Origin of the sequence: Aeromonas allosaccharophila (assembly GCF_000819685.1) — a bacterium.
In the GTDB taxonomy this organism is placed as follows: Bacteria; Pseudomonadota; Gammaproteobacteria; order Enterobacterales; family Aeromonadaceae; genus Aeromonas; species Aeromonas allosaccharophila.
Map to the genome: position 1 here is coordinate 1 of NZ_CDBR01000011.1, position 23,032 is coordinate 23,032.

Genomic DNA, 23,032 nt, shown 5'->3' on the forward strand with positions numbered 1-23,032 from the left:
CTACACACCGACGGAGTCAGCTCGGCTGACGGGGGCAGAGTTTATGGAGATGACCCCGCCCTGTCAACAGGGAAACACTGCCAATTCCCCGACCACGGTGCGTTCGCCTGCTTTGCGAACAATCAGCGGTTAAAGGTCAGCCGCTTGCCCAAAATACCGTCGCTAACCTGACCGTTTTGCCAGGCAATCTGGCCGTTCACCAGGGTCATCTCCACCGTGCTGTGGAAGCGGTAGCCATTGAAGGGCGACCAGCCGCAGTGGTAGAGAAGGTTGTCATCGTTGACCACATAGGGCTTGCCCAGATCCAGCAGCACCAGATCGGCGAAGTAACCCTCGCGGATGTAACCGCGATCCTCCACCTGAAAACGCTCGGCCACCGCGTGGGAGGTCTTCTTGACGATGGTCTCCAGGGTGAACACGCCGTTGTGGTAGAGCTCCAGCAGCGCCTGCAGGGAGTGTTGTACCAGCGGCACGCCGGACGGCGCCTTGAAGTAGCTGTTCTGCTTCTCTTCCCAGGTGTGGGGGGCGTGGTCGGTGGCGATGATATCGAGCACATCGTTGCGCACCGCATCGAGCAGGGCGTGCTGATCGGCCGCGCTCTTCACCGCCGGGTTGCACTTGATCTGGCTGCCCAGGGTGTCGTAATCGGCCTCGTTGAAGAACAAATGATGCACACACACCTCGGCGGTGATGTTCTTGTCCTTCAGCTCACGCAGATCCGGGGTGGCGGTAAAGAGCGACAGCTCCTTGGCCGAGGTCAGGTGCAGCACGTGCAGCTTGGCGCCGTACTGTTTGGCCAGCGCCACCGCCATGCTGGAGGATTTGTAGCACGCCTCGTCACTGCGAATGCGGCCGTGCTCGCTCATCGGCACATTCTCGCCCCACTTGGCCCGCGCCGCCTCTTCCGCCTTGGCGATGGTCGGGGTGTCTTCGCAGTGGGTGACGATCATCACCGGACTCTCGCGGAAGATGGCCGCCAGGGTCTCCTGATTGTCCACCAGCATGTTGCCGGTCGAGGAGCCCATGAACACCTTGACCCCGCAGGACTGCTTGGGATCGAGTCGCTTGATCTCTTCCAGGTTGTCGTTGGTGGCGCCGAGATAGAAGCTGTAGTTGGCAACGGAGGAGTTGGCGGCGATCTGGTATTTGGCTTCGAGGGCTTCGAGGGTGGTGGTCTGGGGATTGACGTTGGGCATTTCCATGAAACTGGTGGTGCCACCGGCGACGGCGGCGCGGGATTCGCTGGCGATGGTCCCCTTGTGGGTCAATCCCGGCTCCCGGAAGTGGACCTGATCATCGATCATTCCGGGGATCAGGTGACGACCTGCGGCATCGATGACCAGCGCATCGGGCGCCTCGATATCCGGGGCGATGCGGGCAATCCGTTCCCCCTCGATCAACACGTCGGAGGCATAGATGCGGCCTTCGTTGACCAGGGTGGCATTTTTGATAAGCAGTTTGTTCATGGGGGGTTCCAGTTCCTTTGCCGATAATCGCGGGTCATAATATCGCAAACTGCCCTTTCTCTGTAGCAAGGCCTGACTGATGAAGTTATTTGTAAGAGATTTGACCGTGATCGACTCCAGCTACCTGTGCGAACGCCGCGGCATGGTCGGCGAGAGCTGGCTGGTAGATATCGAGATGAGCGGTGAGCTCAACGAAATGAGCATGCTGCTGGACTTTGGCCGGGTAAAGAAGCTGATCAAATCGATCATCGATGAAGAGGTGGACCACAAGCTGCTGGTGCCGACCGAGTGCCCGCTGATCCACATCGAAACCCTGGACGGCGACGAGAGCACGGTGGATCTGCTGCGCCCGGGGCGCTCCATCCATCTGCGCTGCCCGACCCAGGGCTTCGCCTTTATCCCCGCACCTCTGGTCGATAAAGAGTCGGTGACTCGCTACCTGCTGGCGGTACTGGCCAAACGGCTGCCGGGCAATATCAAGGATCTCTCCATGACCCTGCGCCACGAAGCCATCGACGGTGCCTTCTACCACTACAGCCACGGCCTGAAAAAGCACGATGGCAACTGCCAGCGCATCGCCCACGGCCACCGCTCCCCCATCGAGATCCACGTCGATGGTGAGCGCGATGGTGAGCTAGAGCTCAACTGGGCCGAACGCTGGGGCGATATCTACCTCGGCACCGAGGAAGACAAGGTGGCGTTGACCGAGCTCGCCTTGAGCCCCCGCGCCAATGCCCAGCTTGGCGAGCATCACTGCGGCTTCAAATATGTGGCGCCGCAGGGGCTGTTCCAGCTGGCCATCCCCAGAGCCGAGGTGGAGATGATCGACACCGACACCACGGTCGAGCTGCTGGCCTGCTACATCGCCCGCGAAGTGAAGAAGATGGTGGGCGACAAGTTCGTCAAGATTGTCGCCTATGAAGGGGTCGGCAAGGGCGCGATTGCCTACGCATAAGCGCTCAGCTAACCGCATTAACAACAAGGCCCCGCATCTGCGGGGCCTTCTATTTTCAGCTCTTTCAGCTCGCAACCATCAGGCGCTAAGACGGAAGCGCTTGACCAGACTCTCCTGCTGCTCGGCGAGGGAATCCAGCTGCTGGCTGGTCTCGGCCACCCGCTCAATCCCCTGATAGTTGAGATCCGAGATATCGGAGATGCGGTTGAGGTTGGTGGCGATATCGGCGCTGGTGGCCTGTTGCTGCTCGGCGGCAGAGGCGATCTGGCTCGACATGTCGCTGATCAGCACCACAATCCCCTGCACCTCCTCCATGGCGTTGTTGGCGTGAGAGCTCTGATCCACGCAACTGTCCATCTCGCGGGAGCACTCCTGCATCACGGTCACCGCCTTGGCGACTCCCTGCTGCAGGTTTTCGATCATGGTCTGGATCTCGCTGGTGGATTGTGCGGTGCGGCCCGCCAGACTGCGTACCTCATCCGCAACCACCGCAAATCCGCGCCCCTGCTCGCCGGCCCGCGCCGCTTCGATGGCGGCGTTGAGGGCCAGCAGGTTGGTCTGCTCGGCGATGCCTCGAATGACATCGAGGATATTGCCGATCTGGCTGCTCATGGCGCTCACATCGCCAATCACCTTGCCGGTCTGTTGCAGTTTGCCCGCCAGTTGATGAGTGGTGGTGATATTGCCTGCCATCACCTTGCGCCCCATCTCGGAGGCCTTCTCCACATCCTGCACCCGCTCCAGGGTCTGGTTGGCAGCCTGCGCCACCTCCCGCACCGAGGCCTCCATCTGGGTCATGGCGGCGGCGACCGAGGCGGTCTCCTGCCGCTGTTTTTCCAGATCCGCCCGCACCGATTCGGTTGTGTGGCGGTTGCCGTGGGCGGCATCGTTAAGCTGGGCAGAAGCTTGTGAAAGCTGTGCCAGCACCTCACCCATCTGGGCAATCAGCAGGTTGATCTGGCTGCCCAGCTGGCCGAATTCGTTCTTGCTCTGAAAACCGATGCGCTGGGTCATGTCGCCCTGGGTCACTTCGGTCAGCACCCGCAGCAACTCCCTGAGCGGACGGCGAATGGCCTTGCCCAGGGTATAAGCCACCAGCATGGCGATCAGGATGGCGACTACGATGCTGGTTCCCTGTGTCAGGGTGCTCTGGCTCTGTGTGGCTTTGGCGTGCTGAATGCTCTGACTCATCAGCTGCTGACTCTGGCCGGTGATCCGCTCAAGCCGGTTCTGGATCTCGACGATGAGCGCGCTGGCCTGCTTGCTCTTCTCTCGCATCTGCTCCTGCTGCTTCATCAGCGCCAGATACTGGGAGAGCACGCCTTCGCTCGCGGTAGTGTCACGTACGAAGCCGTGAACATAGTGGCCCATGTCGTTCTCGAAGTTCTTCAGCTCACTCTGCAGATCCTTGATGGTGCTGTTGAACCCTTCAATCTGCATCTTGTTGCGCTTGAGCGCCCCTTCGATTGGAGCCGGAATGGTCTGGTTGAGGGCGTCCATGGTGGAGAGTTCGATGGCGGAGAGCTTGGTGGTCAGGGTCTCGGAGAGCATCTTGATAAAGCTGTCGTCGATGGTGACCATCATGTCACCCAGACTCTTCTTGAACTGGGGCAGACTGACCTGAAACTGCCCCTTGGCCAGATTGACCTTGTGCAGCCGGGTGAGCAGCGCCTCGTGTTCGCCGGGCAGGGTATCGGTCAGTTGCAGGTAGCTGTCGACCTGCTGGCTGAGGCTGCTCATATCCCCTTGCAGTTCGGGGTGGTGGGCCACCTGCTGGCGCAAGACGTCGAGGCTCTTGCCCACCGCAGCCTTGGCCTGTTTCAGTTCGGCCACTTCGGCCGGCAGCTGTTTGGGATCCTGCTCGGTGAGCACATCCCCCAGCCACTTGTTGGCGCTGAGCAGGGTGATCTGGGTCTGACTGCTGGCAATCACCAGCGGCATAGACTGCTGGGTAACCTGCTCCAGTGCGTTCCCCAGGGTCTCCTGACTACGAAATGTGAGCAGTGAACTGGCCACCATCACGGCCACCAGGATCGCGAAGCCAAGGTAGACTCGCTGCAAGATGGAGAGATCCGACATTGTTTGTTTCATTATTGTCCCGCTGTATATGCAAAAGTCCCTTGCCTGAGTACCCCGTCCTTTTGATACCCTGCAGACCCCCCTGAACAGGCGGTGCAGATGACGTCCCTCTGGCTATCGGTATTTTTAACAATAACTGAAGGGAATGGGACATCAGCTGTGTCAAATGTCGGCTTGTGTCACACTTGGCGTGCTGCTCGCCCCCCTTTCGGGAGCCGCTTGGGGTTCTAGTTCAATTTTCTGTTTCATATAAGGGAGTTAGCCATGGCGCAAGAAACCATTTTCAGCAAAATCATCCGTAAAGAGATCCCCGCCGACATCCTTTATCAAGACGATCTGGTCACCGCATTCCGGGATATCCAGCCCAAGGCCAAAACCCATATTCTGATCATCCCCAATGTGCTGATCCCCACCGTCAATGACGTGGAAGCCGAACATGAACTGGCCCTTGGCCGGATGTTCACCGTGGCCCGCAAGCTGGCAAGCGAGGCGGGCATCGCCGAAGATGGCTACCGCCTCATCATGAACTGCAACCGCCACGGCGGGCAGGAGGTCTACCACATCCACATGCATCTGGTCGGTGGCCAGCCGCTGGGGCCGCTGCTCAGCCTGTAATGAATCGCCACGCCTCAACCTGCCGCAGCGCCCTGTTGCTCTGCGGCGCTCTGCTGTTGCTGGGAGGCTGCGCCTCCCGCTGGCAGGATATGTTCGTCTCCTACTCCGATCAGATGGTGCCCCTGCGCAACCAGCTGCTGCTGGGCCATGCCGCCGAGGCGCTGCCCGAGGTGCGTGACTCCACCCTTGGGGATGACACCTTTGTCCTCGATCGCCTCGAAGAGGGGCGCATCGCCTGGCTGGCGGGTCAGGATGCCGGCAGCAAGCAGGCGTTCACCGCCGCCGACAGCCGCCTTCAGTGGGAAGACAATCAGGCCGAATACCGGCTGAGCCACGGGCTCGATCAGGTGCGCAGTCTGCTCACCAACGATCAGTCGATGGCCTATCTCACCCCCGATTACGAACGCACCATGCTGCACCACTATCTGGCCCTCAACTACCTGCAACGGGGTGATGCCGATGGTGCCCTGGTGGAGGTTCGCCGCGCCAATCAGGTGCAGGAGCAGGCCCTGAAACGGCGAGCCGACGAGGTGCGCAAGGCAAAGGACGAGAGCGAAGAGGCCGAGGCAGAAGGCGAGATGCGCCAGCTGATGTCGCGCGGCGCACCGGATCTCGACCGGTTGATCGGCAAGGTCAAAAACGGTTTTCAGAACGCCTACACCTTCTATTTTTCCGCCGTGCTCTATGAAGCGGCCGGGGATCTCAACGATGCCTGGGTCGACTATCAGCGCGGCTACCAGATAGCACCGGACAACCGCAGCCTGCAAGATGCCTTGCTGCGACTGGCGCGGCTGCGTGGTTCGCCGGACGAGATCCGCGAGACCGAAAAAAAGGTGGGCCGCAAAGCGCCGCCGCTTGCCAAGGATCAAGGCCAACTGGTGGTGCTGTTTGAAGATGGCTTGATCCCGGCGCGGCGCGAGCTGTTCCTGCCACTGCCCATCTCCACTTCCAGCGGCGATTTTCGTACCTTTACCGTCGCCATCCCCTATTACGATAATCGGGCCAGCGACACCGGCCCGCTGACGGTGGCAGTCGGCAAACGGGTCGAGCAGACCAGCGAGCTGGTGCGACTGGAAGCGCTGGCCGCCAAAGATCTGCAAGAGCGGCTGCCCGGCATGCTGACCCGTCAGGCGCTGCGACTGGTGGCCAAGGAGCAGATGCGCCACACCGCCGCCAAAGAGGGGGGCGATGTGGGCAATATTCTGGTGGGGATCTTCAATACCCTCTCCGAGCGGGCCGATACCCGCAGCTGGCTGACGCTGCCAGCGCAGGCATCGAGCTGGCAGGGGATGGTGCCGGCAGGTGACATCAATCTCACCTTGGGCGCGGGGGCGGCGCAGCGGCAATTGCCGCTCACCATCCACAAGGGACGCACCACCCTGGTCTGGGTACAGCGCCTCGGCGCCGGTCTGACCACTCGGGTGATGCCACTGTGAACACACGGCCAATGCAGATGAATGAGACGATTAACGGGCAGGCTCACGCGCAGCCCCACTCACCCCGATTAAGGAGAGCAAGATGAAAGTATACGGGTTGGCCCTCGGGCTCGCGCTACTGCTCAGCGGCTGCGCCACCAATACCTCCGGCATTGCGCTCTATGGCCCGGCGGGCGGCGCTCCCACGCTGGAGCAGCATCAAAACGTCAATGTCACCCTGACCGAGTTGAGCCGCCGCCAGCAAAATGGCCTGCTGCAGGTCAATGTGGCCGCCGCCAGCACCCAGCGCGGCGATAACAAGCTGCAATACATGTTCTATTGGTATGATGAGGCCGGTCAGGAGGTCGCCAGCGATGGCCGTGGCTGGACCCCCATCAAGCTGCATGGCTATCAGACCCGCACCCTCTCGGCCCTGGCGCCCAGCCCGGCGGCGCAGGGTTACCGGATTTACGTACGCGAAGTGATTGAGGAATCCAACTGATGAAAATGAATCATGCCCTGCTGATCCTGACCGGCGCGTTGCTCTTGGGCGGCTGCTCCAGCACCACCGTCAGCTATGGCGATCCCACTGAAACCGAAACCGTCACCGTCGATTACGGCTCAAGCGATCTACAGGCCATCGCCGACAAGATGGCGGACTCCATGCTCGCCTCCCCCGCCACCAGCGAGATCACCGCTGGCGGTCGTCCGGTGATGTTTATGGACTCCATCCGCAACAAGACCTCCGAGCACATCGATACCGAAGCCATCACCGATACCATCCGCACCAAGCTGCTGCGGGCCGGCAAGTTCCGCTTCGTTGACATGAGCAAGGTGGCCGCCGTCAAGCAGCAGCTCGAATACCAGCAGAGCAGCGGCATGGTGGATCCGGCCTCCATGGTGCGTCTGGGCAAACAGACCGGTGCCCGCTACATGGTCTATGGCAACCTCAGCAGCATCGTCAAGGACAATGGCAAGGTGAAGGATGTCTATTACCAGATGACCATGAACCTGATGGATCTGCAAAACGGCGAACTGCTGTGGGCCGATCAGAAAGAGATCCGCAAACAGGCGAAGAAATCCACCTTTGGCTGGTAACCGGCTCCCGCTGACGGGCAACTGTGATCCGCTGCTGGCCAACCTGCCCGCCCCCTGGCGGGAGGGGCAGCTGGAACCACTCGGGTTAGGTCTGACCAACTGCAACTATCGACTGCGCCTCCCCTCGGGGCGCAGTTACTTTTTGCGTCAGGGTCATCCCGATCCGCTGCGCCTTGGCATCGACCGTTCCACCGAGTGGCAGCTTTATCAGGGGGCGATGGCCGAAGGGCTGGCGCTGCCTTGCCACTATGGTGATCCCGCAAGCGGTCTGATGCTGCTCGAATGGTGTGATGAGCCCAACTGGGTGGTCGCGGCGCCACCGGCAGCTGATCAGCCCCGTCTGCTGGCTGAGGTGCTGCGCAAGCTCCATCGCCTGCCGCTGCCTGCGGTGGTGATGGCGGTGCGAGCCCACGCGGCTGGCTATCGCGCCCGCCTGGCCCACATACCCTCCTGGCTGCCTGCACTGGAGCGGGGCTTGCTCGCCAGCAGTGAACCAAATGATTGCTGGCGCCCTTGCCACCATGATCTCAATCCGGCTAACTTGTTGGGAAGCAACCCCTGGGTCATCGACTGGGAGTATGGCGCAGCAGGTCACCCCGGCTTTGAGCTCGCCAGCATCCAGCGCACCCACGAGTGGCCCGCCGAGCGTCGCGACGCGCTGGAAGCGCACTATCTGCAGGCCCTGCCGCGCCACCAGTGGCCCGATTTTCAGAGCGAGGCGTTTTTACCCTGGGTCGACTATATCGGCCTGCTCTGGGCCCTGCTGATGGCAGAGCAACAGCCCTCACACGACTATGACACCCTGATCGCCATCAACCGGCAACGACTGGAGTAACAGATGATAAACAAGGTGCGCTGGCACAAGCCGAAAACCTGGGGTCTGCTGCTGATCGGCCTGCTGCTGACCGGTTGCTCCACCCGGGTGATCTACTACTGGCTCGATACCGCCATCATCTGGCAGCTGGATGACTACTTCGCCCTCTCCTATTCGCAAAAGGATCTGCTCAGCCGCGAAGTGAAGGGGTTGATGGCCTGGCACCGCCAGCACGAGTTGCCCCGCTACGCCAAGGATCTCGATGCGCTGGCCAAAGCCATTGCCAGTCCCATGACCCCGGCACAGATCTCGACCAACCTCGATGCGGTGCAGCAGAGCCTGACCCGCACCCTGGAAAACACCATTCCTCGCGCCGTCAGACTGGCGCGCACCCTGACCGACGATCAGGTCGCCCGCTTCATGACCGATCGGGTCAAGCGGCAACAGGAGCGGCAGCACGACTTCGCCACCGAGCCCAAAGAGCAGATGCTGGCGGAGTTTCGCGACAAGATGAACAAGCGGCTCGAGTTCTGGATTGGCGAGGTGAAACCGGCACAGGCGCCACTGGTGGCCCAGTGGGCCGAGTGGCAATACGAGCTGATGCCCCCCTGGCTGGAGTTTCAGGCGTCATGGACCCAGGAGCTGGACAGGCTGATGAAGCAGCGCCAGAGTCCCGACTTTACCCGCGAGCTGACTGACCTGCTGGCCGAAGGAGATGGCCTGATGGATGGCCGCTTTACCGGCTATACCGAACAGTCGCGCCAGCGCACGGTCAACTGGCTGAGCGCCATGAGCCAGTCGCTGGACATCTCCCAGCGGGCCCATCTCTACTCCCTGCTCAAGGGCTATGCCCGCGACTTCGAGCAGATGACCGGAAGCTGACAACGCGACCTCGGAATCATCCTAATTAGGCGGCAAGGGTTGTCCCTCCGCCGCCGCCTGTGGTAGTTTGCCCTTTCTATTTATCGGGAATTAACTTTTTGCGCCTTATCGACAAAGCCAAACTGGTGCTGGTAACTCTGGTTATCGCCCTCACCCTGCTTTGTTCCATCACCCGAATGGAAAGCCCGCTGCTACCCGCATATCCCCACAGTGAACAGCAGCAGACTCAGGTGTTCAATCAGGTGAGCGACAGCGATGATGGCGTCATCAAGTTTGTCGGCAGCCATCAGAATCACCTGCTGCGTCTCGAACAATCCCTGCGCAGTGACGACCAGCCCGACAGCGTGGTCTACGAGCTGATCCAGAGCTGGTCTGCCCAGGCCATCCTGCTGTTGCTGCTCGGCTGGCTGATGCTGGCCCCCGAGCTCTATCACAAACAGAGTTTTCGCCATCACTTCGGCGCGATCCACCGGCGTCATCTACAGCACCAACATCTGCAATACCGCTTCAACCAGAGCTATCTGAGCGCCTGACCCCGGAGGGGTTGGCACATCCACTGTTTGCACATCTCCTCATCCTGACGGATCCGGCTACCGCCTGATCCGCACCCGATGCATCCCATTTTTTGCGCCTTGCCGAGCCTTGCTGCTATCGGCCTGCGCACCATTCTCCTGACAGAGGCTTGTTTGCCATGAGAAAGAGTAATCGCACCATTCTCAACCGCATGAGCAAGTGGCAGTACGCACTGCTGCTGTTGATGCTGTTGACCTTTACCTTTTACTCCCTGCCCACCTTTTTCGGTGAGCAGCCCTCCCTCGGTCTGCACGGACAGCAGCGCCTGACCCCCCAGCAGCAGATGCTGCTGGCCGACAAACACCTGACCCCGGTCAAGGTGATCGAGCAGCCTGAGCGTGTCGAACTGGTCTTTGCCAGCCAGGGCGAGCAGCAACGCGCCAAGCAGTTGCTGGAGCAGCAAGGGGTCGACAGTGCCGCCCTCACCCTGGAGTTTCACTCCAATGCGCCTAGCTGGATAACCCGCCTCGGCGCCGACCCCATCAAGCTGGGGCTCGACCTGCGTGGCGGCTCCCAGCTGCTGATCGGGGTAGACGTGGATTTTGTCATCGATACCCAGACCAAGAATCTGGTGGATACCCTGCGTACCCGCTTTCGTGAAGCGAACCTGCGCGGCGCCAGCGTCATGCGCAGCGCACAGGGCGCCGTAGCCGTGACCCTGCCGGAGGTCGCCGAACAGGAGAGCTGGCTCTCTATCATCAAGGAGAGTGCCGGTACCCGTCAGGATCAGTGGAAGCTGACCCGCTCCGGCAATGATCTGAAACTGGTGCTGAGCGACGCGGAGCGCACCCTGCTGGTCAACAACGCCGTGACCCAAAACCTGTCGATCCTGAAAAAACGGATCAATGAACTCGGCATCGTCGAGGCCTCGGTGGTGCGTCAGGGGCAGGATGGTATCCGTATCGAACTGCCCGGAGTGCACAACCCCAAGCAGGCGAAAGAGGTGATCGGCGCCACCGCCTCGCTGGCTTTCTACGAGGCCAAAGCCGACAGCCACTTCTATATCGCCGATCGCAGCGGTCAGGCCGTCGGCATGGCGCGCAAACCGGTGCTGACCGGTGAGCACATCGTCGATGCCCGCGCCAACATGGGCGAGATGGGTCAACCCCAGGTCAATATCGTGCTCGACACCCTGGGTGGCAGCAAGATGAACCAGTTCAGCCGCCAACATGTGGGCAAACCGATGGCGACCGTCTTCACCGAGTACAAGACCAACGCTCAAGGCAAGCTGCGCGCCCAGAGCGAAGTGATCAACGTCGCCACCATCCAGACTGCCCTTGGCAACCAGTTCCGCATCACCGGCATAGGCAGTCTGCCGGAGGCCCAAGAGCTGGCCATGCTGCTGCGCGCCGGCGCCCTCACCGCCCCTCTCAAGATCCTCGAGGAGCGATCCATTGGCCCGACGCTGGGGATGCAGAATATCGAGGCGGGCTTCACCGCGCTGGCCTTCGGCATGGCAGGCATGATGCTGTTCATGATGGCCTGGTACCGCAAGTTCGGCTGGGTTGCCATCACGGCGCTGGTCGCCAACCTGTTGATGCAGGTCGGCATGCTGGCGGTGCTGCCGGGCGCCGTGCTGACCCTGCCGGGGATCGCCGGTCTGGTGCTGACAGTGGGCATGGCGGTGGATACCCATGTGCTGATCTTCGAGCGGATCAAAGACCGTCTGCGAGAAGGGGGCTCACTGGCCAACGCCATCGACTTTGGCTATCGCTCGGCCTTCCACACCATCTTCGATGCCAACATCACCACCCTCATCTGCGCCGTGGTGCTCTACTCCATCGGCTCCGGGCCGCTGCAGGGCTTCTCCATCACCCTCATTCTGGGTCTGCTCTCCAGCATGATCACCGGGATCTGGGGGACGCGCGCCATCATCAACCCCCTGTGGGGACGCAGCAGCGAGCGCACGTTGAAGGTGTAACGGGACAACAGTCCCTCTGATGAGCGGCTTTGACTGCGCCATCAGCCATGGAGATGGCCGGGGCGACCAAAGCAGAACCCTTTTCCCCGGCGTGTTGTGACACGTCGTGATGGGCCAACAGCCTGATGCTGGCTGGCCAAGGAGATAATTATGTTGAGACTGATCGTTGCCATGGGGCTGACCCGTTGGCGTTATATCGGCCTGTGGGCCTCCATCCTGCTGACCGTGGCCAGCGTGGCCATCTTGCTGGTGAACGGCCTGACACTGGGGCTCGATTTTACCGGCGGGATCCTGCTGGAATTTCATATCCAGACCCTGAAAGAGGCCCATGAGCTCAATGCCATGCTGGTCTCCCCGCTGGCGGGGGCCGTTGAGCTGAGTTCGGCCGGTATTCCCGGCGAGTGGCTGATCAAGCTGCCACCGCACGAACTGCCCTGGCAAGCCACCGAACTGGCCACCATGCTGAGCCAGCAGTTGGGGATGCCGGTCGAGCTGCTGCGCACCACCATCGTCGGCCCTCAGGTGGGCGCCGAGTTGTTCCAGCAGGGGATGCTGGCAGTGCTGGTGGCTTCGCTGGCGATGTCGGCCTATCTGGCATTTCGCTTCGAGTGGCGTCAGGCCATCGGCATCCTGCTCTCGGTGGTGCATGACGCCATAGTCGCGCTGGGTCTGCTCTCCTTGTGCCAGATCGAGTTTGACCTCAACATCATCGCCGGTTTGATGGCGGTGATCGGCTACTCCCTCAACGACAGCATCGTCATCTCGGACAGGCTGCGGGATCTGCTGAGCTCGCGCACCCAGATGGGGATCCACGAGTGCTCCGATGTGGCCATCAAGGCGACCTTCAGTCGCACCATGATCACCTCGGGCACCACCCTGTTTACCGTAGGCGCCCTGCTGCTGTTTGGCGGTGACGCCCTCTACGGCTTCTCCTTCACCCTGTTTGCCGGGATCCTGGTGGGCACCGTCTCCTCCATCACCGTCGCCTCGACCGTGCAGGAGCTGCTGGGCCTCACCCCGCAGGCCTACCAGAAGAAGAGCGAGGAGCCACTGGCCAACGCGGCCTGACCCTTGTACTGACCAGGCCCCTGCCAACCCGCGGCAGGGGCCACCGCTCCCAGTCTCGTCTCAATTGACAACTGAACAGATTCGCAACACTTTCTGATCGGAACGTCGTTTTTAATGACAGAAGAGTCATTTTGTTACGAAATCAACCGCCAAAATGTGACTGAAAGCACTTTCTTGAGGGCTCAAAAGCGGCACCATTGTAGTGATTTATCTACAAAGGGATATGAGATGTTGTTACAACCTGCCAATACAGCGAAATCCAGACAGTTGCTGAACGAGACCATGGCCTTGGTGCTCGCAGGAGGGCGGGGGAGTCGCCTCAAACAGTTAACCGACAACCGGGCCAAGCCTGCGGTGCATTTTGGCGGCAAATTCCGCATCATCGATTTCGTGCTCTCCAACTGCATCAACTCCGGCATCCGCCGGGTCGGTGTCGTCACCCAATACAAGTCCCACAGCCTGTTGCGCCACCTGCAATCCGGCTGGTCCTTCTTGCGCTATCAGATGAACGAGTTTATCGATCTGCTCCCTGCCCAACAGCGGGTGGACGAGGTGAACTGGTATCGTGGCACCGCCGATGCGGTCTATCAGAACCTGGACATCATCCGCGATCACGCCCCCAAATATGTGGTGGTGCTGGCGGGCGATCACATCTACAAGATGGATTACGCCGCCATGCTACTGGATCACGTCAATATGGGCGCCAAGGTCACCGTTGCCTGTATCGAAGTACCGCGCAGCGAGGCAAGCGCCTTCGGGGTGATGGCGGTGGATGATGATCGCAAGATCAATGCGTTTGTCGAAAAACCGGCCAATCCGCCCGCCATGCCGGGCAAGCCAGAGCACGCCCTGGCCTCCATGGGGGTCTATATCTTCGATGCCGAGTATCTCTATCAGCTGCTGGATGAAGATATCGCCAACGCGCAGTCCCACCACGATTTCGGCATGGATGTGATCCCCCGCGTAGTGAAAGAGGGCACCGCTTACGCTCACCCGTTCAGCATGTCCTGCGTCGGTTGTGCCCCTGACAGAGCCCCCTATTGGCGCGATGTAGGCACCGTAGACTCCTTCTGGGAAGCCAATATGGATCTTGCCTCGGTGACCCCGGAGCTCGATATCTACGATCAGGAGTGGCCCATCTGGACCAGCCAGAACATGACCCCCTCCGCCAAGTTCGTGCAGGACAGAAACGGCCAGCACGGCATGACCATCAACTCGATGTTCTCTGGCGGCACCATCGTCAGCGGCTCCTTCATCCTGAGTTCAGTGCTCTTCACCAATGTCCGGGTTGATTCATTCTGCACCCTGGATCAGGCAGTGATCTTCCCGGGTGTGGAGATCGGCGCAGGTTGCCGACTGCGTCGGGTAGTGATCGACAAGGGGTGCAAGCTGCCGGAAGGGATGGTGATCGGTGAGAACGCCGATGAAGATGCCCGCCGCTTCCATCGTTCCGAACAGGGGATCGTACTGGTCACCAAACCGATGCTGGATGCACTGGCAAAAACGGCGCGCAAGCAGGCTGTAGAGCAAGCCGTGCCGGCATAACTCTCCGCCCAGCACTGTTATCGCGACAAAAAACGGGAGCCCTTGCAGGCTCCCGTTTTTTACGGCCACTTGCCCCCGCCATTCGACCTCCCCTTGCTAGAACGTAAAGAAATAATTACAGCAGTGGCTTTTCATGGACAAATCTGGCAGTTAATCCAAACCTTTGGCGATGAGCAGTACTTTTATATTGCCAAAAGGCTATTAAATTCCATATTCACACTTGAAAGTTGGCATTTACTTGGTATTGTGGTGGCCATTCGTAACGAAAGCGGTACTTTCGTAAATATAAAATTACATCCGATGGTATCAAAACCAGTGTGCTGACTCTGGCGAGGCAAACAGGCTATGCAACGAGATCCCCTGAACAACATCCATATCCAGTCCGAACAAGTGATGATCACCCCTGCCCAGCTCAAGGAGAAGTTACCCATCTCCGACAAGGCGCTGGTATTCGTGCAAGGGGCCCGCACTACCATCGCCGACATCATTCACCGCCGCGATCACCGGCTGCTGGTGATCTGTGGTCCCTGCTCCATCCACGACATGGATGCCGCCAAAGAGTACGCAATCCGACTCAAAGCACTGCATGATGCTTACCAAGATTCTCTCTACATCGTCATGCGGGTCTACTTTGAGAAGCCACGCACCACGGTCGGCTGGAAAGGCTTTATCAACGACCCGAATCTGGATGGCACCTTCGATGTGGAGCTGGGGCTGCACCGCGCCCGCGAGCTGCTCTGCTGGCTGGCGGAGCTGGAGCTGCCGCTGGCGACCGAAGCACTCGATCCCATCAGCCCGCAATACCTGGCGGAGCTCTTCTCCTGGTCGGCCATCGGCGCCCGTACTACCGAATCCCAGACCCACAGGGAGATGGCGTCCGGCCTCTCCATGCCAGTGGGCTTCAAGAACGGCACAGACGGCAACCTGGGTACCGCCATCAATGCGCTGCAGGCGGCCTCCTCCCCTCACGCCTTTATGGGGATCAACCAGCAGGGCCAGGTTGCCTTGCTGCAGACCCAGGGCAACCCGGATGGCCACGTGATCCTGCGCGGCGGCAAACATCCCAACTACGACTCGGTTAACGTGTCGCTGGCGGAAGAGGCGCTGGAAAAAGCGGGCCTGCTGCCGAGCCTCGTTGTGGATTGCAGCCACGGCAACTCCAGCAAGGATCACCGTCTGCAGCCCAAGGTGGCCGACAACGTCATCCACCAGATCCAGGAGGGCAACCGCTCCATCATAGGTGTGATGCTCGAATCCAACCTGTTCGAGGGAAACCAGTCCAGCGAACAGCCCAAGTGCGAGATGCGCTACGGTGTCTCCATCACCGATGCCTGCATCGACTGGGATAGCACAGCCGCTCTGCTGGAGCGATGCCATCGCGAGCTGGCGGCGCCGCTCAAGGGCAGAACTGCACGGTAAGCCGTGGTATCTTGTCGTAACTGATTGAACCATAGAGGTATCACTGCCCACGCAGTGATACCTTGTTGCCTCTTGAATTTCAGGGCGCCGCCGCCCGCGGCGCCAGCAGGGACTGGATATGGCTGAAGAGTTGAATGTGCTCAGGGACAAGATAGATGCGGTGGACAAGCAGCTGATCGATCTGCTGGCCGCCCGTCTGGCCCTGGTGGGGGAAGTGGGTGAAGTGAAGAGCCGCCACGGCCTGCCCATCTATGCACCGGACAGGGAGGCGAGCATGCTGGCCCGCCGCCGCGCCGAGGCCGAGCTACTGGGGGTGCCCGGCGATCTCATCGAAGACGTACTGCGCCGGGTGATGCGCGAATCTTACGCCAGCGAGAAAGATACCGGCTTCAAATGCATAAAGCCGGACCTTGGCAAAGTGGTCATCATCGGTGGTCAGGGCCAGCTTGGCCGCTTGTTCGGCCATATGTTCAGCCTCTCAGGCTATCGGGTCGAGACGCTGGAACAAGCCGACTGGCCGCGTGCTGACGAGATCCTCGCCGGAGCCGGTCTGGTGATGGTGGCGGTGCCCATCGATATCACCTGCCAGATCATCGACCGCCTCGGCAACCTGCCCGCCCACTGCCTGCTGGTGGATGTCACCAGCGTGAAGACGGCGCCGCTCGAACATATGCTGGCGGTACACAAGGGGCCGGTGCTGGGGCTGCATCCCATGTTCGGACCGGATGTGGCGAGCCTCGCCAAGCAGGTGATCGTCTGCTGTCAGGGTCGTGACCCCGCCGCCAGCCAATGGCTGCTGGATCAGATGACCATCTGGGGCGCCCGCTTGCAACAGGTAGAAGCCAAGGCCCACGATGAGGCGATGACCCTCATTCAGGCGCTGCGCCACTTCGCCACCTTTGCCTATGGCTGGCACCTCTCCCGGGAGCAAGCCAATCTGGATCGCCTGCTGAGTTTGAGCTCCCCCATCTACCGGCTGGAGCTGGCCATGGTCGGACGGCTATTTGCCCAGGATCCCCACCTCTATGCCGACATCATTTTGTCGTCACCGCAGAATCTGGCGATGATCCGCCGCTACTACCAGAACTTCGGTGAAGCGCTGGGGCTGCTGGAGCGGGGGGACAGAGCCGGATTTATCGACGCCTTCTCGCAGGTCTCCGGTTTCTTCGGCGAACATGCCGACCAGTTCCTGCGTGAAAGCCGCATGCTGCTGGCCCAGGCCAACGACCGCCGCCAACACGGCTGATCCTGCAAAAGCAGTAACGCTCATATCACCAAAAAGGGAAGATACTCCGGCATCTTCCCTTTTTTGTTTATTACCGATTTCAACGCTAACGCTAGTCACGATCGGCCTTACGTCGAGTCCACCGCTGACTGGCCTCAATGCCCTCTCCTGTACTCCGTCACATCCACCATGCACGCCCCCTCAATATCAGCGCAAATAGCGCCCCCCCTGCTGGGATGCTAGAGACTTACAGTCAAACCAAGCTACAACGAGCAATGACTGTACTGCACAAAGGAGAGTGGTGACCTCATCAATCAAAAAGATAAGCAGGAAGCAGGAAGCAGGATAGATTAGCCGAGACAGACGGTTTGCCAAATATCACTTAATACAGCAATCCAGCGATTTATCATGGCGCCAATACGCCGCAGCGACCACCAAAAAGAAAATGGCCGAGATATTATCTCGGCCATTCATAGCTTGGTCAAAGACTCAAGCTAGGATATTACTCATGTGCAACTTATTAGAAGTTGTACTGCAGAGCAACAGTCCACTGGTCGTCTTTATTATCAAGACCTTCGATCTTGTATTCGGTATATGCATTCAGCTTGGAAGTGAATGCGTATTTAACACCCAGCAAAGTATCTTTAACGAGATCTTTGTCTACGCCAGAATTTTTAGATTCAGCAAAGTTGTAACCAGCCAGGAAAGTCCAAGCATCTACGTTGTAAGAGGCAGCAAACTCGTAGCCTTTGCCTTCAACTTTGTTACCGGTAGTTTTGTTCTTGATTTCGCCATCGGTATACATACCAGCGAAGTAGAAACCGGCGATGCCATAGTTGGCACTAACAGCCCACTCAGACTTCTCGCCGTTTTGACCAGCCTGAGTCTTTTGACCTTCCAGATCAGAGTAAGCGTAACCGGCGTTCAGGCCCAGGCCGAAATCAAAGGCGTAGCCAAGAGTTGCAGCATATGCAGAATCACGAGCAACGTCACCAATTACAACAGACTTGATATCGCCACCAGCATCGCTGGAAACTTCAAATTTGTCATCATGGGTCTGATAGGAGAGCTTACCGGTCAAACCACCAAATTTGTTGGAGTAAATAACCTGACCTTCTTGACGACCGTCGTAGAAGTTACCGCGGCTACCCCATTCGTTGAAAATATCAGTTGCAGCGATGGCATCGTAGAAGGCAGTGTCAGTTTGACCAAAAATGACCTGGCCGTATTGGGTACCATCAAAACCGGCATAAATATGACGAGCTTTAAACTTACCGCCGTCTGTATTGTCAGAGTTTTCTGCAGCAACTTGCCATTCAGTTTTTGCAATACCAGACCAAGTGTTGTTCAGAGCAACTTTGCCAGACCAACCCAAGCGGGAAGCACCAATCAACTCACCATCGGTGTCATCGTGCTCACCGTAGTAGTTAGCCTGTACACGGCCGTATACGTCAAAAGTGGTACCGTCTTTGTCATAGATCACTGCGGCGTTAGCGGCGGATGCAAACAGAGCCGGGATAGCAATAGCCAGAATTGTCTTTTTCATAGTTTCCAATGCCTACTGTAATTAAACACTAAGTTGTTGTTATTCCCTGTGTTAGCGATGTTCTTTGCATCACTATGCCGCCGAGACTAGCACCGGATTTTTTGAACCGCAATGAAAAAACTTGGAACTTTTTATGGAAACCATAGTCATGGAGACAAAAATGTGAGCCAAGTCTCACCTAGCAGCAAGGCAAAAGGAAAACGTTTACAATGAATCCTGCTGATTATTTGGACTCAAATAGTTTGTTTTGCATGCAAATAACGCTAACTGCCTGATAAACAACCAAAGTGGTCTGATCAGCGTAAAACTGCCGTGATAATGGCTGTTGCCTCGACCTCACCAAGGGGTTGCGGGTATCCTTGTCCTTCGATTAACCCTTAACTGGCCTTCTCTTCATGCTCTCTACTCGCCTCAAAGCCACCATTCGTCAAACCTATCGCCAGATTTCGGATGGATTACCCGGTTTTGTACCGCGCAAAGAGCAGAACTTTCTGGTGGCCGAGATAGCCAAAACCCTGACCGGCGAGTACGACAAACAGCGCCGGATCCTGGTGGCCGAAGCGGGAACCGGTATCGGCAAATCTCTCTCCTATGCTCAGGGCGCCATCCCGGTGGCACGGCTCACCCAGAAGAAGCTGGTTATCTCCACCGCTACCGTGGCCCTGCAGGAGCAGCTGATCCACAAAGACCTCCCCTTTTACCACCGCCACAGCGAGCTGCCGTTTCGCTTTATGCTGGTCAAGGGGCGTCAGCGTTACTGCTGCGAGCATCTGCTGGAGCAGGCTGCCAGTGGTGCCGAGATGGCCAACTTCGAGCTCGACTTCGGTAGCCTGAGCAAACACAAGCCATCGGACAGCGACAAGGATCGTTACCAGGCGCTGTGGCAGGCCTATACGAATGGCAAGTGGGACGGGGATCGGGACAACTGGCCGGAGCCCATTCCCGACACTTGCTGGGATCGCATCGCCGCCGACCGCCACACCTGCAACAAGGCGCTGAGCCATCACCAGCACTGCCCCTTTCATCGCGCCCGCAACGACATGGAGAGCGCCGATGTGCTGGTCGTCAACCATGCGCTACTGCTCTCCGATCTCACCATGGGCGGCGGCATCATTCTGCCGCCCCCTGATGAGTGCATCTATGTGCTGGATGAGGCCCATCACCTGCCCACCATCGCCCGGGATCACGGCGCGGCGTCGGCCAGCGTCAAAGGCTCGCGTCGCTGGCTGGAGAAGCTGGTACAAAGTGCAGGCAAGCTGGCGCGGACGCTTAATAAGGAGAGCCTGCTCGACCCCCAACTCAAACTGCAGGATGCGCTGGCCTCCATCCAGCCCGACCTGAAGGCGGTCGAGCAGTGGCTCAGCGCCAACGATCGGCTGTTTGGTACGGAACCTCACTACCGCTTCGCCGAAGGGGTATTGCCGGATCCCCTGCCCATGCTGGCGGAGAATCTCAAGGAGTCGAGCAAGAAGGCGCTGCGAGCGCTGGATCGGATGCAAGGGGCCATAGGTGAAGCGCTGAAAGATGGCGAGATCCGCCGCAAGGAGGCCGAACCTCTGCTGGCAGAGAGCGGTTTTCATCTGCAGCGGCTGGAGAGTTTCTGCGCCCTGTGGGAGATGCTGGGGCGCCATGTGCCGACCGGTAAAACCCCGCTCGCCCGCTGGATGGCCAAGAGCGATGACGGCGATATCTGGTTGCACGCCTCACCGATTGAGGTGGGCTATCTGCTGGAGGAGTGGCTCTGGTCGAAATGTCTGGGAGCCGTACTGGTCTCGGCGACCCTCACCGCCCTCTCTTCCTTTAGCTATTTTCGCCATCAGGTGGGGCTCAAGGAGCACGACGGTACCCGCTATCTGCGCTTGCGCTCCCCCTTTGACTACCAGAAAGCCGAGCTCTATCTGCCCAAGATGGAGCACGAACCCAACTCGCCAGCCTTTACCAACGAGCTCATCAGCGTACTGCCACGCATTTTGGCGGGCAAGGAGGCGAGTCTGGTGCTCTTCTCCTCCTACCGCCAGATGAATGAGGTGGCTGTTGGCTTGCGAGCCAAGGGACTGTCACTGCTGGTGCAGGGGGAAGCCTCCCGCAATGCCCTGCTCACCCTGCACAAACAAAAATGCGATGGCGGTCAGGCCAGCATCCTGTTTGGTACCGGCAGCTTCTCGGAGGGGCTGGATCTGCCGGGTCACTATCTCACCAATCTGGTGATCACCAAACTCCCCTTTGCGGTACCCAACTCACCGGTCGAGGAGGCTACCGCCGAGTGGGTGGAGCAGCGAGGGGGGAACCCGTTTCTGCAACTGACGGTGCCGGAGGCATCGCGCAAACTGATCCAGGCCTGTGGCCGCCTCATTCGCAAAGAGGCCGATCGGGGGCGGGTCACCATTCTGGACCGGCGTCTGCTGACCAAGCGTTATGGCAAGGGGTTGCTTGATGCCCTCCCCCCGTTTACACGGCGGATCGAATAAATAAGCCGGTTATTATTGATAGAAAAACTGACAGCGGAGCGAACGTTGAGCACCAGAAAGAGCCATTGCCGCAGTAGGCTAAACCTGTAAAAATAAGCCCCTGTTTTCAGTGGGCAATCGCCTGACTGTTCAAGGAGATGAAATGAAACTGACTGTTCTGGTACCGGCCCTGGCTGGTCTGTTGTGGGCCGGTAGTGCCCTTGCTGATGCCCAATTGGAAGTGACCACCCCGTATGTCGTCCAGCTGATCGATGGTCAATCCATCAACCCCAAGCTGCTCGACAAAACCAGCACCTTCCCCCTCTCTGCCGGCAAACACCAGTTGGTCGTCGCCTTTGAAGGCAACTACTCCAGCCGTAACGAAATCAAGCTGGTCACCGCCGAGCCGCTGGTGCTGAACTTCACTGCCGCCGACAACCAACAGCTGGTGCTGGACTATAAAAAACCCCGCAACGAAGCCGAAGCCAAGCAGTTTGTCAAAGATCAGAAAGTGGCGCTGAAAGACAAGGTCAGCGGCCAGCAAGTGAGCAGCGAACAGTTCGTAATGCCGAAAGTAGAGGGCTTCCAGCTGACCCGTGACTATCAGCAAGAGCTGATCAACATGGGTAAAGCCTTCAACCAGCCCAAAGCAGTGGCCGTCTCTTCTGCTGCCGTGATGGCTGCCGCCAGCGCACCGGTTCAGGTTGCCCCCAGCAAGGCTCAAAGCAATCCGGAAGCGCTGACCCAGTTGCAAAACTGGTACAACAAGGCAGATGCGGAAACCCGCAAAGCCTTCCAGATCTGGGTTATCCAGCAGCAATAAACCGAGCTGAGATATTGACTGAAAGGGGAGCCAAGCTCCCCTTTTCCATATCTTGCGATCTTACTCACGACGCGTCTTGATTTATGCGCTGCCACTTCCCCTTTATATAGGGAGTACATATATGGATTCATCTGCTGATTTCATATATAGAAAGCGCCACCTTGCCAGGGAGACATGGCACCATGTCGTTGCGCATTTTCTATCACCCCCTCTACTCCTCCCTGACGCTACCCGAGCGCCATCGCTTCCCGCTGGCCAAGTATCAAGGGCTGTTTGAACGCCTGCAGGTGCAGGGTTACCCTCTTGACGAAGCGCCCGCCGCTATCCGAGAGCAAATCTGTCGCATTCACGATGCCGATTATGTCGCGGCAGCCCTGAGCGGCCAGCTTGAAGAGCGCGCCATCCGCAAGATCGGTTTTCCCTGGTCACCCATGCTGATGGAGCGCACCTTGCGCTCGGTGGGTGCCACCGTTGCCGCCAGCCGCTATGCACTTGAGCAGGGTTGCGGCTTGCAGATCTCCGGTGGCTACCACCACGCCCATCGGGATCACGGCAGCGGTTTTTGTCTGTTCAACGATCTAGTGATTGCCGCCCAGGCTTGCCTCGACGAAGTGCGTTGTGAACAGGTGCTGATCATCGATCTCGATGTGCATCAGGGAGATGGCAGTGCGACCCTGTGCGCCGGACGGCGCGACATCATCACCCTCTCCCTCCATGGGGAGCACAACTTTCCCCATCACAAAGCCGCCTCTCACCTCGACTTTCCACTGCCAAGCGGCATGACAGACGATGCCTACCTCACCACACTGCAACAGGCGCTCTCACTGGCACTGCGGCTCTATTCGCCGGATCTCATCCTCTATCAGGCAGGCGTCGATGTGCATCATGCCGACGAGCTTGGTTATCTCTCCCTGAGCGATGAAGGGGTGCGCCTGCGCGATGCCATGGTTTTTGACTGCGCAATCAAGCATGGGTTGCCTGTCGCAGCTCTGCCCGGTGGCGGCTATCGCCGCGACTGGCAACAGCTGATCCCGCTGCATATGTCGCTGTTTGAAACGGCGCGCCAACGTTTTGGCTGATGGCATGGCTTGATAGCGCGGACAAGCCATGAGAAGTGGGCGGCATTTCACCAGATAAGACA

General features: G+C 59.0%; 20 protein-coding genes. 17 read left to right on the forward strand and 3 right to left on the reverse strand.

Annotated features, from left to right (window positions below; all coding sequences use genetic code 11):
• Nucleotides 1-122 precede the first annotated feature (122 nt).
• Nucleotides 123-1,466: a dihydroorotase gene (locus BN1115_RS01980; protein ID WP_042655842.1), complete on the reverse strand. Its 1,344-nt coding sequence runs from the start codon at nt 1,464-1,466 to the stop codon at nt 123-125.
• Between the two features lie 79 nt (nt 1,467-1,545).
• Here BN1115_RS01980 and BN1115_RS01985 point away from each other — a divergent pair, with 79 nt between their 5' ends.
• Entirely contained in the window at nt 1,546-2,421 is an 876-nt protein-coding gene (locus BN1115_RS01985) for a 6-carboxytetrahydropterin synthase (RefSeq protein ID WP_042655843.1), read from the forward strand.
• A 78-nt stretch (nt 2,422-2,499) separates the two neighbouring features.
• On the opposite strand, the gene BN1115_RS01990 is transcribed toward BN1115_RS01985, so the two are convergent.
• On the reverse strand, nt 2,500-4,512 hold the full coding sequence (locus BN1115_RS01990; protein ID WP_042655844.1) for a methyl-accepting chemotaxis protein: 2,013 nt from the start codon (nt 4,510-4,512) through the stop codon (nt 2,500-2,502).
• Between the two features lie 252 nt (nt 4,513-4,764).
• Here BN1115_RS01990 and hinT point away from each other — a divergent pair, with 252 nt between their 5' ends.
• From hinT to tyrA, 13 genes are all read left to right on the forward strand, one after another.
• Nucleotides 4,765-5,115, forward strand: coding sequence for a purine nucleoside phosphoramidase (gene hinT / locus BN1115_RS01995; RefSeq protein ID WP_021231009.1), 351 nt, complete (start codon nt 4,765-4,767; stop codon nt 5,113-5,115).
• Nucleotides 5,115-6,551 (forward strand): COG3014 family protein, encoded by a 1,437-nt coding sequence (locus BN1115_RS02000; protein WP_042655845.1) that lies wholly within the window; start codon nt 5,115-5,117, stop codon nt 6,549-6,551. The genes hinT and BN1115_RS02000 overlap by 1 nt, the downstream gene beginning before the upstream one ends.
• Before the next feature lie 82 nt (nt 6,552-6,633).
• Complete coding sequence (locus BN1115_RS02005; RefSeq protein ID WP_042655846.1) at nt 6,634-7,032, forward strand: YcfL family putative periplasmic lipoprotein; 399 nt, start codon at nt 6,634-6,636, stop codon at nt 7,030-7,032.
• Nucleotides 7,032-7,628, forward strand: coding sequence for a penicillin-binding protein activator LpoB (gene lpoB, locus BN1115_RS02010; RefSeq protein ID WP_033135283.1), 597 nt, complete (start codon nt 7,032-7,034; stop codon nt 7,626-7,628). The genes BN1115_RS02005 and lpoB overlap by 1 nt, the downstream gene beginning before the upstream one ends.
• The gene (locus tag BN1115_RS02015) at nt 7,618-8,463 is read left to right on the forward strand and encodes a choline/ethanolamine kinase family protein (protein ID WP_042655847.1); all 846 of its coding nucleotides are present in this window, start codon (nt 7,618-7,620) and stop codon (nt 8,461-8,463) included. Before lpoB ends, BN1115_RS02015 begins: the two co-directional genes overlap by 11 nt.
• Nucleotides 8,464-8,466: 3 nt before the next feature.
• The gene (locus BN1115_RS02020) at nt 8,467-9,324 is read left to right on the forward strand and encodes a DUF6279 family lipoprotein (RefSeq protein ID WP_042655848.1); all 858 of its coding nucleotides are present in this window, start codon (nt 8,467-8,469) and stop codon (nt 9,322-9,324) included.
• Nucleotides 9,325-9,422: 98 nt separating this feature from the next.
• A complete protein-coding gene (locus tag BN1115_RS02025; protein WP_042655849.1) occupies nt 9,423-9,857 on the forward strand; it encodes a hypothetical protein in 435 nt (144 codons plus the stop codon).
• A gap of 158 nt (nt 9,858-10,015) precedes the next feature.
• Nucleotides 10,016-11,818: a protein translocase subunit SecD gene (gene secD, locus BN1115_RS02030; RefSeq protein ID WP_042655850.1), complete on the forward strand. Its 1,803-nt coding sequence runs from the start codon at nt 10,016-10,018 to the stop codon at nt 11,816-11,818.
• 150 nt (nt 11,819-11,968) lie between these two features.
• The gene (gene secF / locus BN1115_RS02035; RefSeq protein WP_042655851.1) at nt 11,969-12,886 is read left to right on the forward strand and encodes a protein translocase subunit SecF; all 918 of its coding nucleotides are present in this window, start codon (nt 11,969-11,971) and stop codon (nt 12,884-12,886) included.
• Nucleotides 12,887-13,114: 228 nt separating this feature from the next.
• Nucleotides 13,115-14,431: a glucose-1-phosphate adenylyltransferase gene (gene glgC, locus BN1115_RS02040; protein WP_042655852.1), complete on the forward strand. Its 1,317-nt coding sequence runs from the start codon at nt 13,115-13,117 to the stop codon at nt 14,429-14,431.
• Nucleotides 14,432-14,524: 93 nt separating this feature from the next.
• Complete coding sequence (locus BN1115_RS22090; protein ID WP_128821461.1) at nt 14,525-14,755, forward strand: hypothetical protein; 231 nt, start codon at nt 14,525-14,527, stop codon at nt 14,753-14,755.
• Nucleotides 14,756-14,776: 21 nt separating this feature from the next.
• Nucleotides 14,777-15,850, forward strand: coding sequence for a 3-deoxy-7-phosphoheptulonate synthase (locus BN1115_RS02045; protein ID WP_042655853.1), 1,074 nt, complete (start codon nt 14,777-14,779; stop codon nt 15,848-15,850).
• 118 nt (nt 15,851-15,968) lie between these two features.
• Complete coding sequence (tyrA, locus tag BN1115_RS02050) at nt 15,969-17,096, forward strand: bifunctional chorismate mutase/prephenate dehydrogenase (RefSeq protein ID WP_042655854.1); 1,128 nt, start codon at nt 15,969-15,971, stop codon at nt 17,094-17,096.
• Nucleotides 17,097-17,595: 499 nt separating this feature from the next.
• Here tyrA and BN1115_RS02055 read toward each other — a convergent pair whose 3' ends face one another.
• A complete protein-coding gene (locus BN1115_RS02055) occupies nt 17,596-18,621 on the reverse strand; it encodes a porin (RefSeq protein WP_042655874.1) in 1,026 nt (341 codons plus the stop codon).
• Between the two features lie 395 nt (nt 18,622-19,016).
• Here BN1115_RS02055 and dinG point away from each other — a divergent pair, with 395 nt between their 5' ends.
• From dinG to BN1115_RS02070, 3 genes are all read left to right on the forward strand, one after another.
• Nucleotides 19,017-21,089, forward strand: a complete 2,073-nt coding sequence (gene dinG, locus BN1115_RS02060; protein ID WP_042655855.1) for an ATP-dependent DNA helicase DinG — start codon at nt 19,017-19,019, stop codon at nt 21,087-21,089.
• Between the two features lie 142 nt (nt 21,090-21,231).
• Nucleotides 21,232-21,891: a YccT family protein gene (locus BN1115_RS02065; RefSeq protein WP_042655856.1), complete on the forward strand. Its 660-nt coding sequence runs from the start codon at nt 21,232-21,234 to the stop codon at nt 21,889-21,891.
• A 182-nt stretch (nt 21,892-22,073) separates the two neighbouring features.
• Nucleotides 22,074-22,970: a histone deacetylase family protein gene (locus tag BN1115_RS02070; protein ID WP_042655857.1), complete on the forward strand. Its 897-nt coding sequence runs from the start codon at nt 22,074-22,076 to the stop codon at nt 22,968-22,970.
• Nucleotides 22,971-23,032 lie beyond the last annotated feature (62 nt).

Excerpts from the sequence above, each read along its gene's own strand:
- BN1115_RS01980 (WP_042655842.1), bottom strand. The coding sequence starts at position 1,466 with ATGAACAAACTGCTTATCAAAAATGCCACCCTGGTCAACGAAGGCCGC.
- BN1115_RS01985 (WP_042655843.1), top strand. The coding sequence starts at position 1,546 with ATGAAGTTATTTGTAAGAGATTTGACCGTGATCGACTCCAGCTACCTG.
- BN1115_RS01990 (WP_042655844.1), bottom strand. The coding sequence starts at position 4,512 with ATGAAACAAACAATGTCGGATCTCTCCATCTTGCAGCGAGTCTACCTT.
- hinT (WP_021231009.1), top strand. The coding sequence starts at position 4,765 with ATGGCGCAAGAAACCATTTTCAGCAAAATCATCCGTAAAGAGATCCCC.
- BN1115_RS02000 (WP_042655845.1), top strand. The coding sequence starts at position 5,115 with ATGAATCGCCACGCCTCAACCTGCCGCAGCGCCCTGTTGCTCTGCGGC.
- BN1115_RS02005 (WP_042655846.1), top strand. The coding sequence starts at position 6,634 with ATGAAAGTATACGGGTTGGCCCTCGGGCTCGCGCTACTGCTCAGCGGC.
- lpoB (WP_033135283.1), top strand. The coding sequence starts at position 7,032 with ATGAAAATGAATCATGCCCTGCTGATCCTGACCGGCGCGTTGCTCTTG.
- BN1115_RS02020 (WP_042655848.1), top strand. The coding sequence starts at position 8,467 with ATGATAAACAAGGTGCGCTGGCACAAGCCGAAAACCTGGGGTCTGCTG.
- secD (WP_042655850.1), top strand. The coding sequence starts at position 10,016 with ATGAGAAAGAGTAATCGCACCATTCTCAACCGCATGAGCAAGTGGCAG.
- secF (WP_042655851.1), top strand. The coding sequence starts at position 11,969 with ATGTTGAGACTGATCGTTGCCATGGGGCTGACCCGTTGGCGTTATATC.
- glgC (WP_042655852.1), top strand. The coding sequence starts at position 13,115 with ATGTTGTTACAACCTGCCAATACAGCGAAATCCAGACAGTTGCTGAAC.
- BN1115_RS02045 (WP_042655853.1), top strand. The coding sequence starts at position 14,777 with ATGCAACGAGATCCCCTGAACAACATCCATATCCAGTCCGAACAAGTG.
- tyrA (WP_042655854.1), top strand. The coding sequence starts at position 15,969 with ATGGCTGAAGAGTTGAATGTGCTCAGGGACAAGATAGATGCGGTGGAC.
- BN1115_RS02055 (WP_042655874.1), bottom strand. The coding sequence starts at position 18,621 with ATGAAAAAGACAATTCTGGCTATTGCTATCCCGGCTCTGTTTGCATCC.
- dinG (WP_042655855.1), top strand. The coding sequence starts at position 19,017 with ATGCTCTCTACTCGCCTCAAAGCCACCATTCGTCAAACCTATCGCCAG.
- BN1115_RS02065 (WP_042655856.1), top strand. The coding sequence starts at position 21,232 with ATGAAACTGACTGTTCTGGTACCGGCCCTGGCTGGTCTGTTGTGGGCC.
- BN1115_RS02070 (WP_042655857.1), top strand. The coding sequence starts at position 22,074 with ATGTCGTTGCGCATTTTCTATCACCCCCTCTACTCCTCCCTGACGCTA.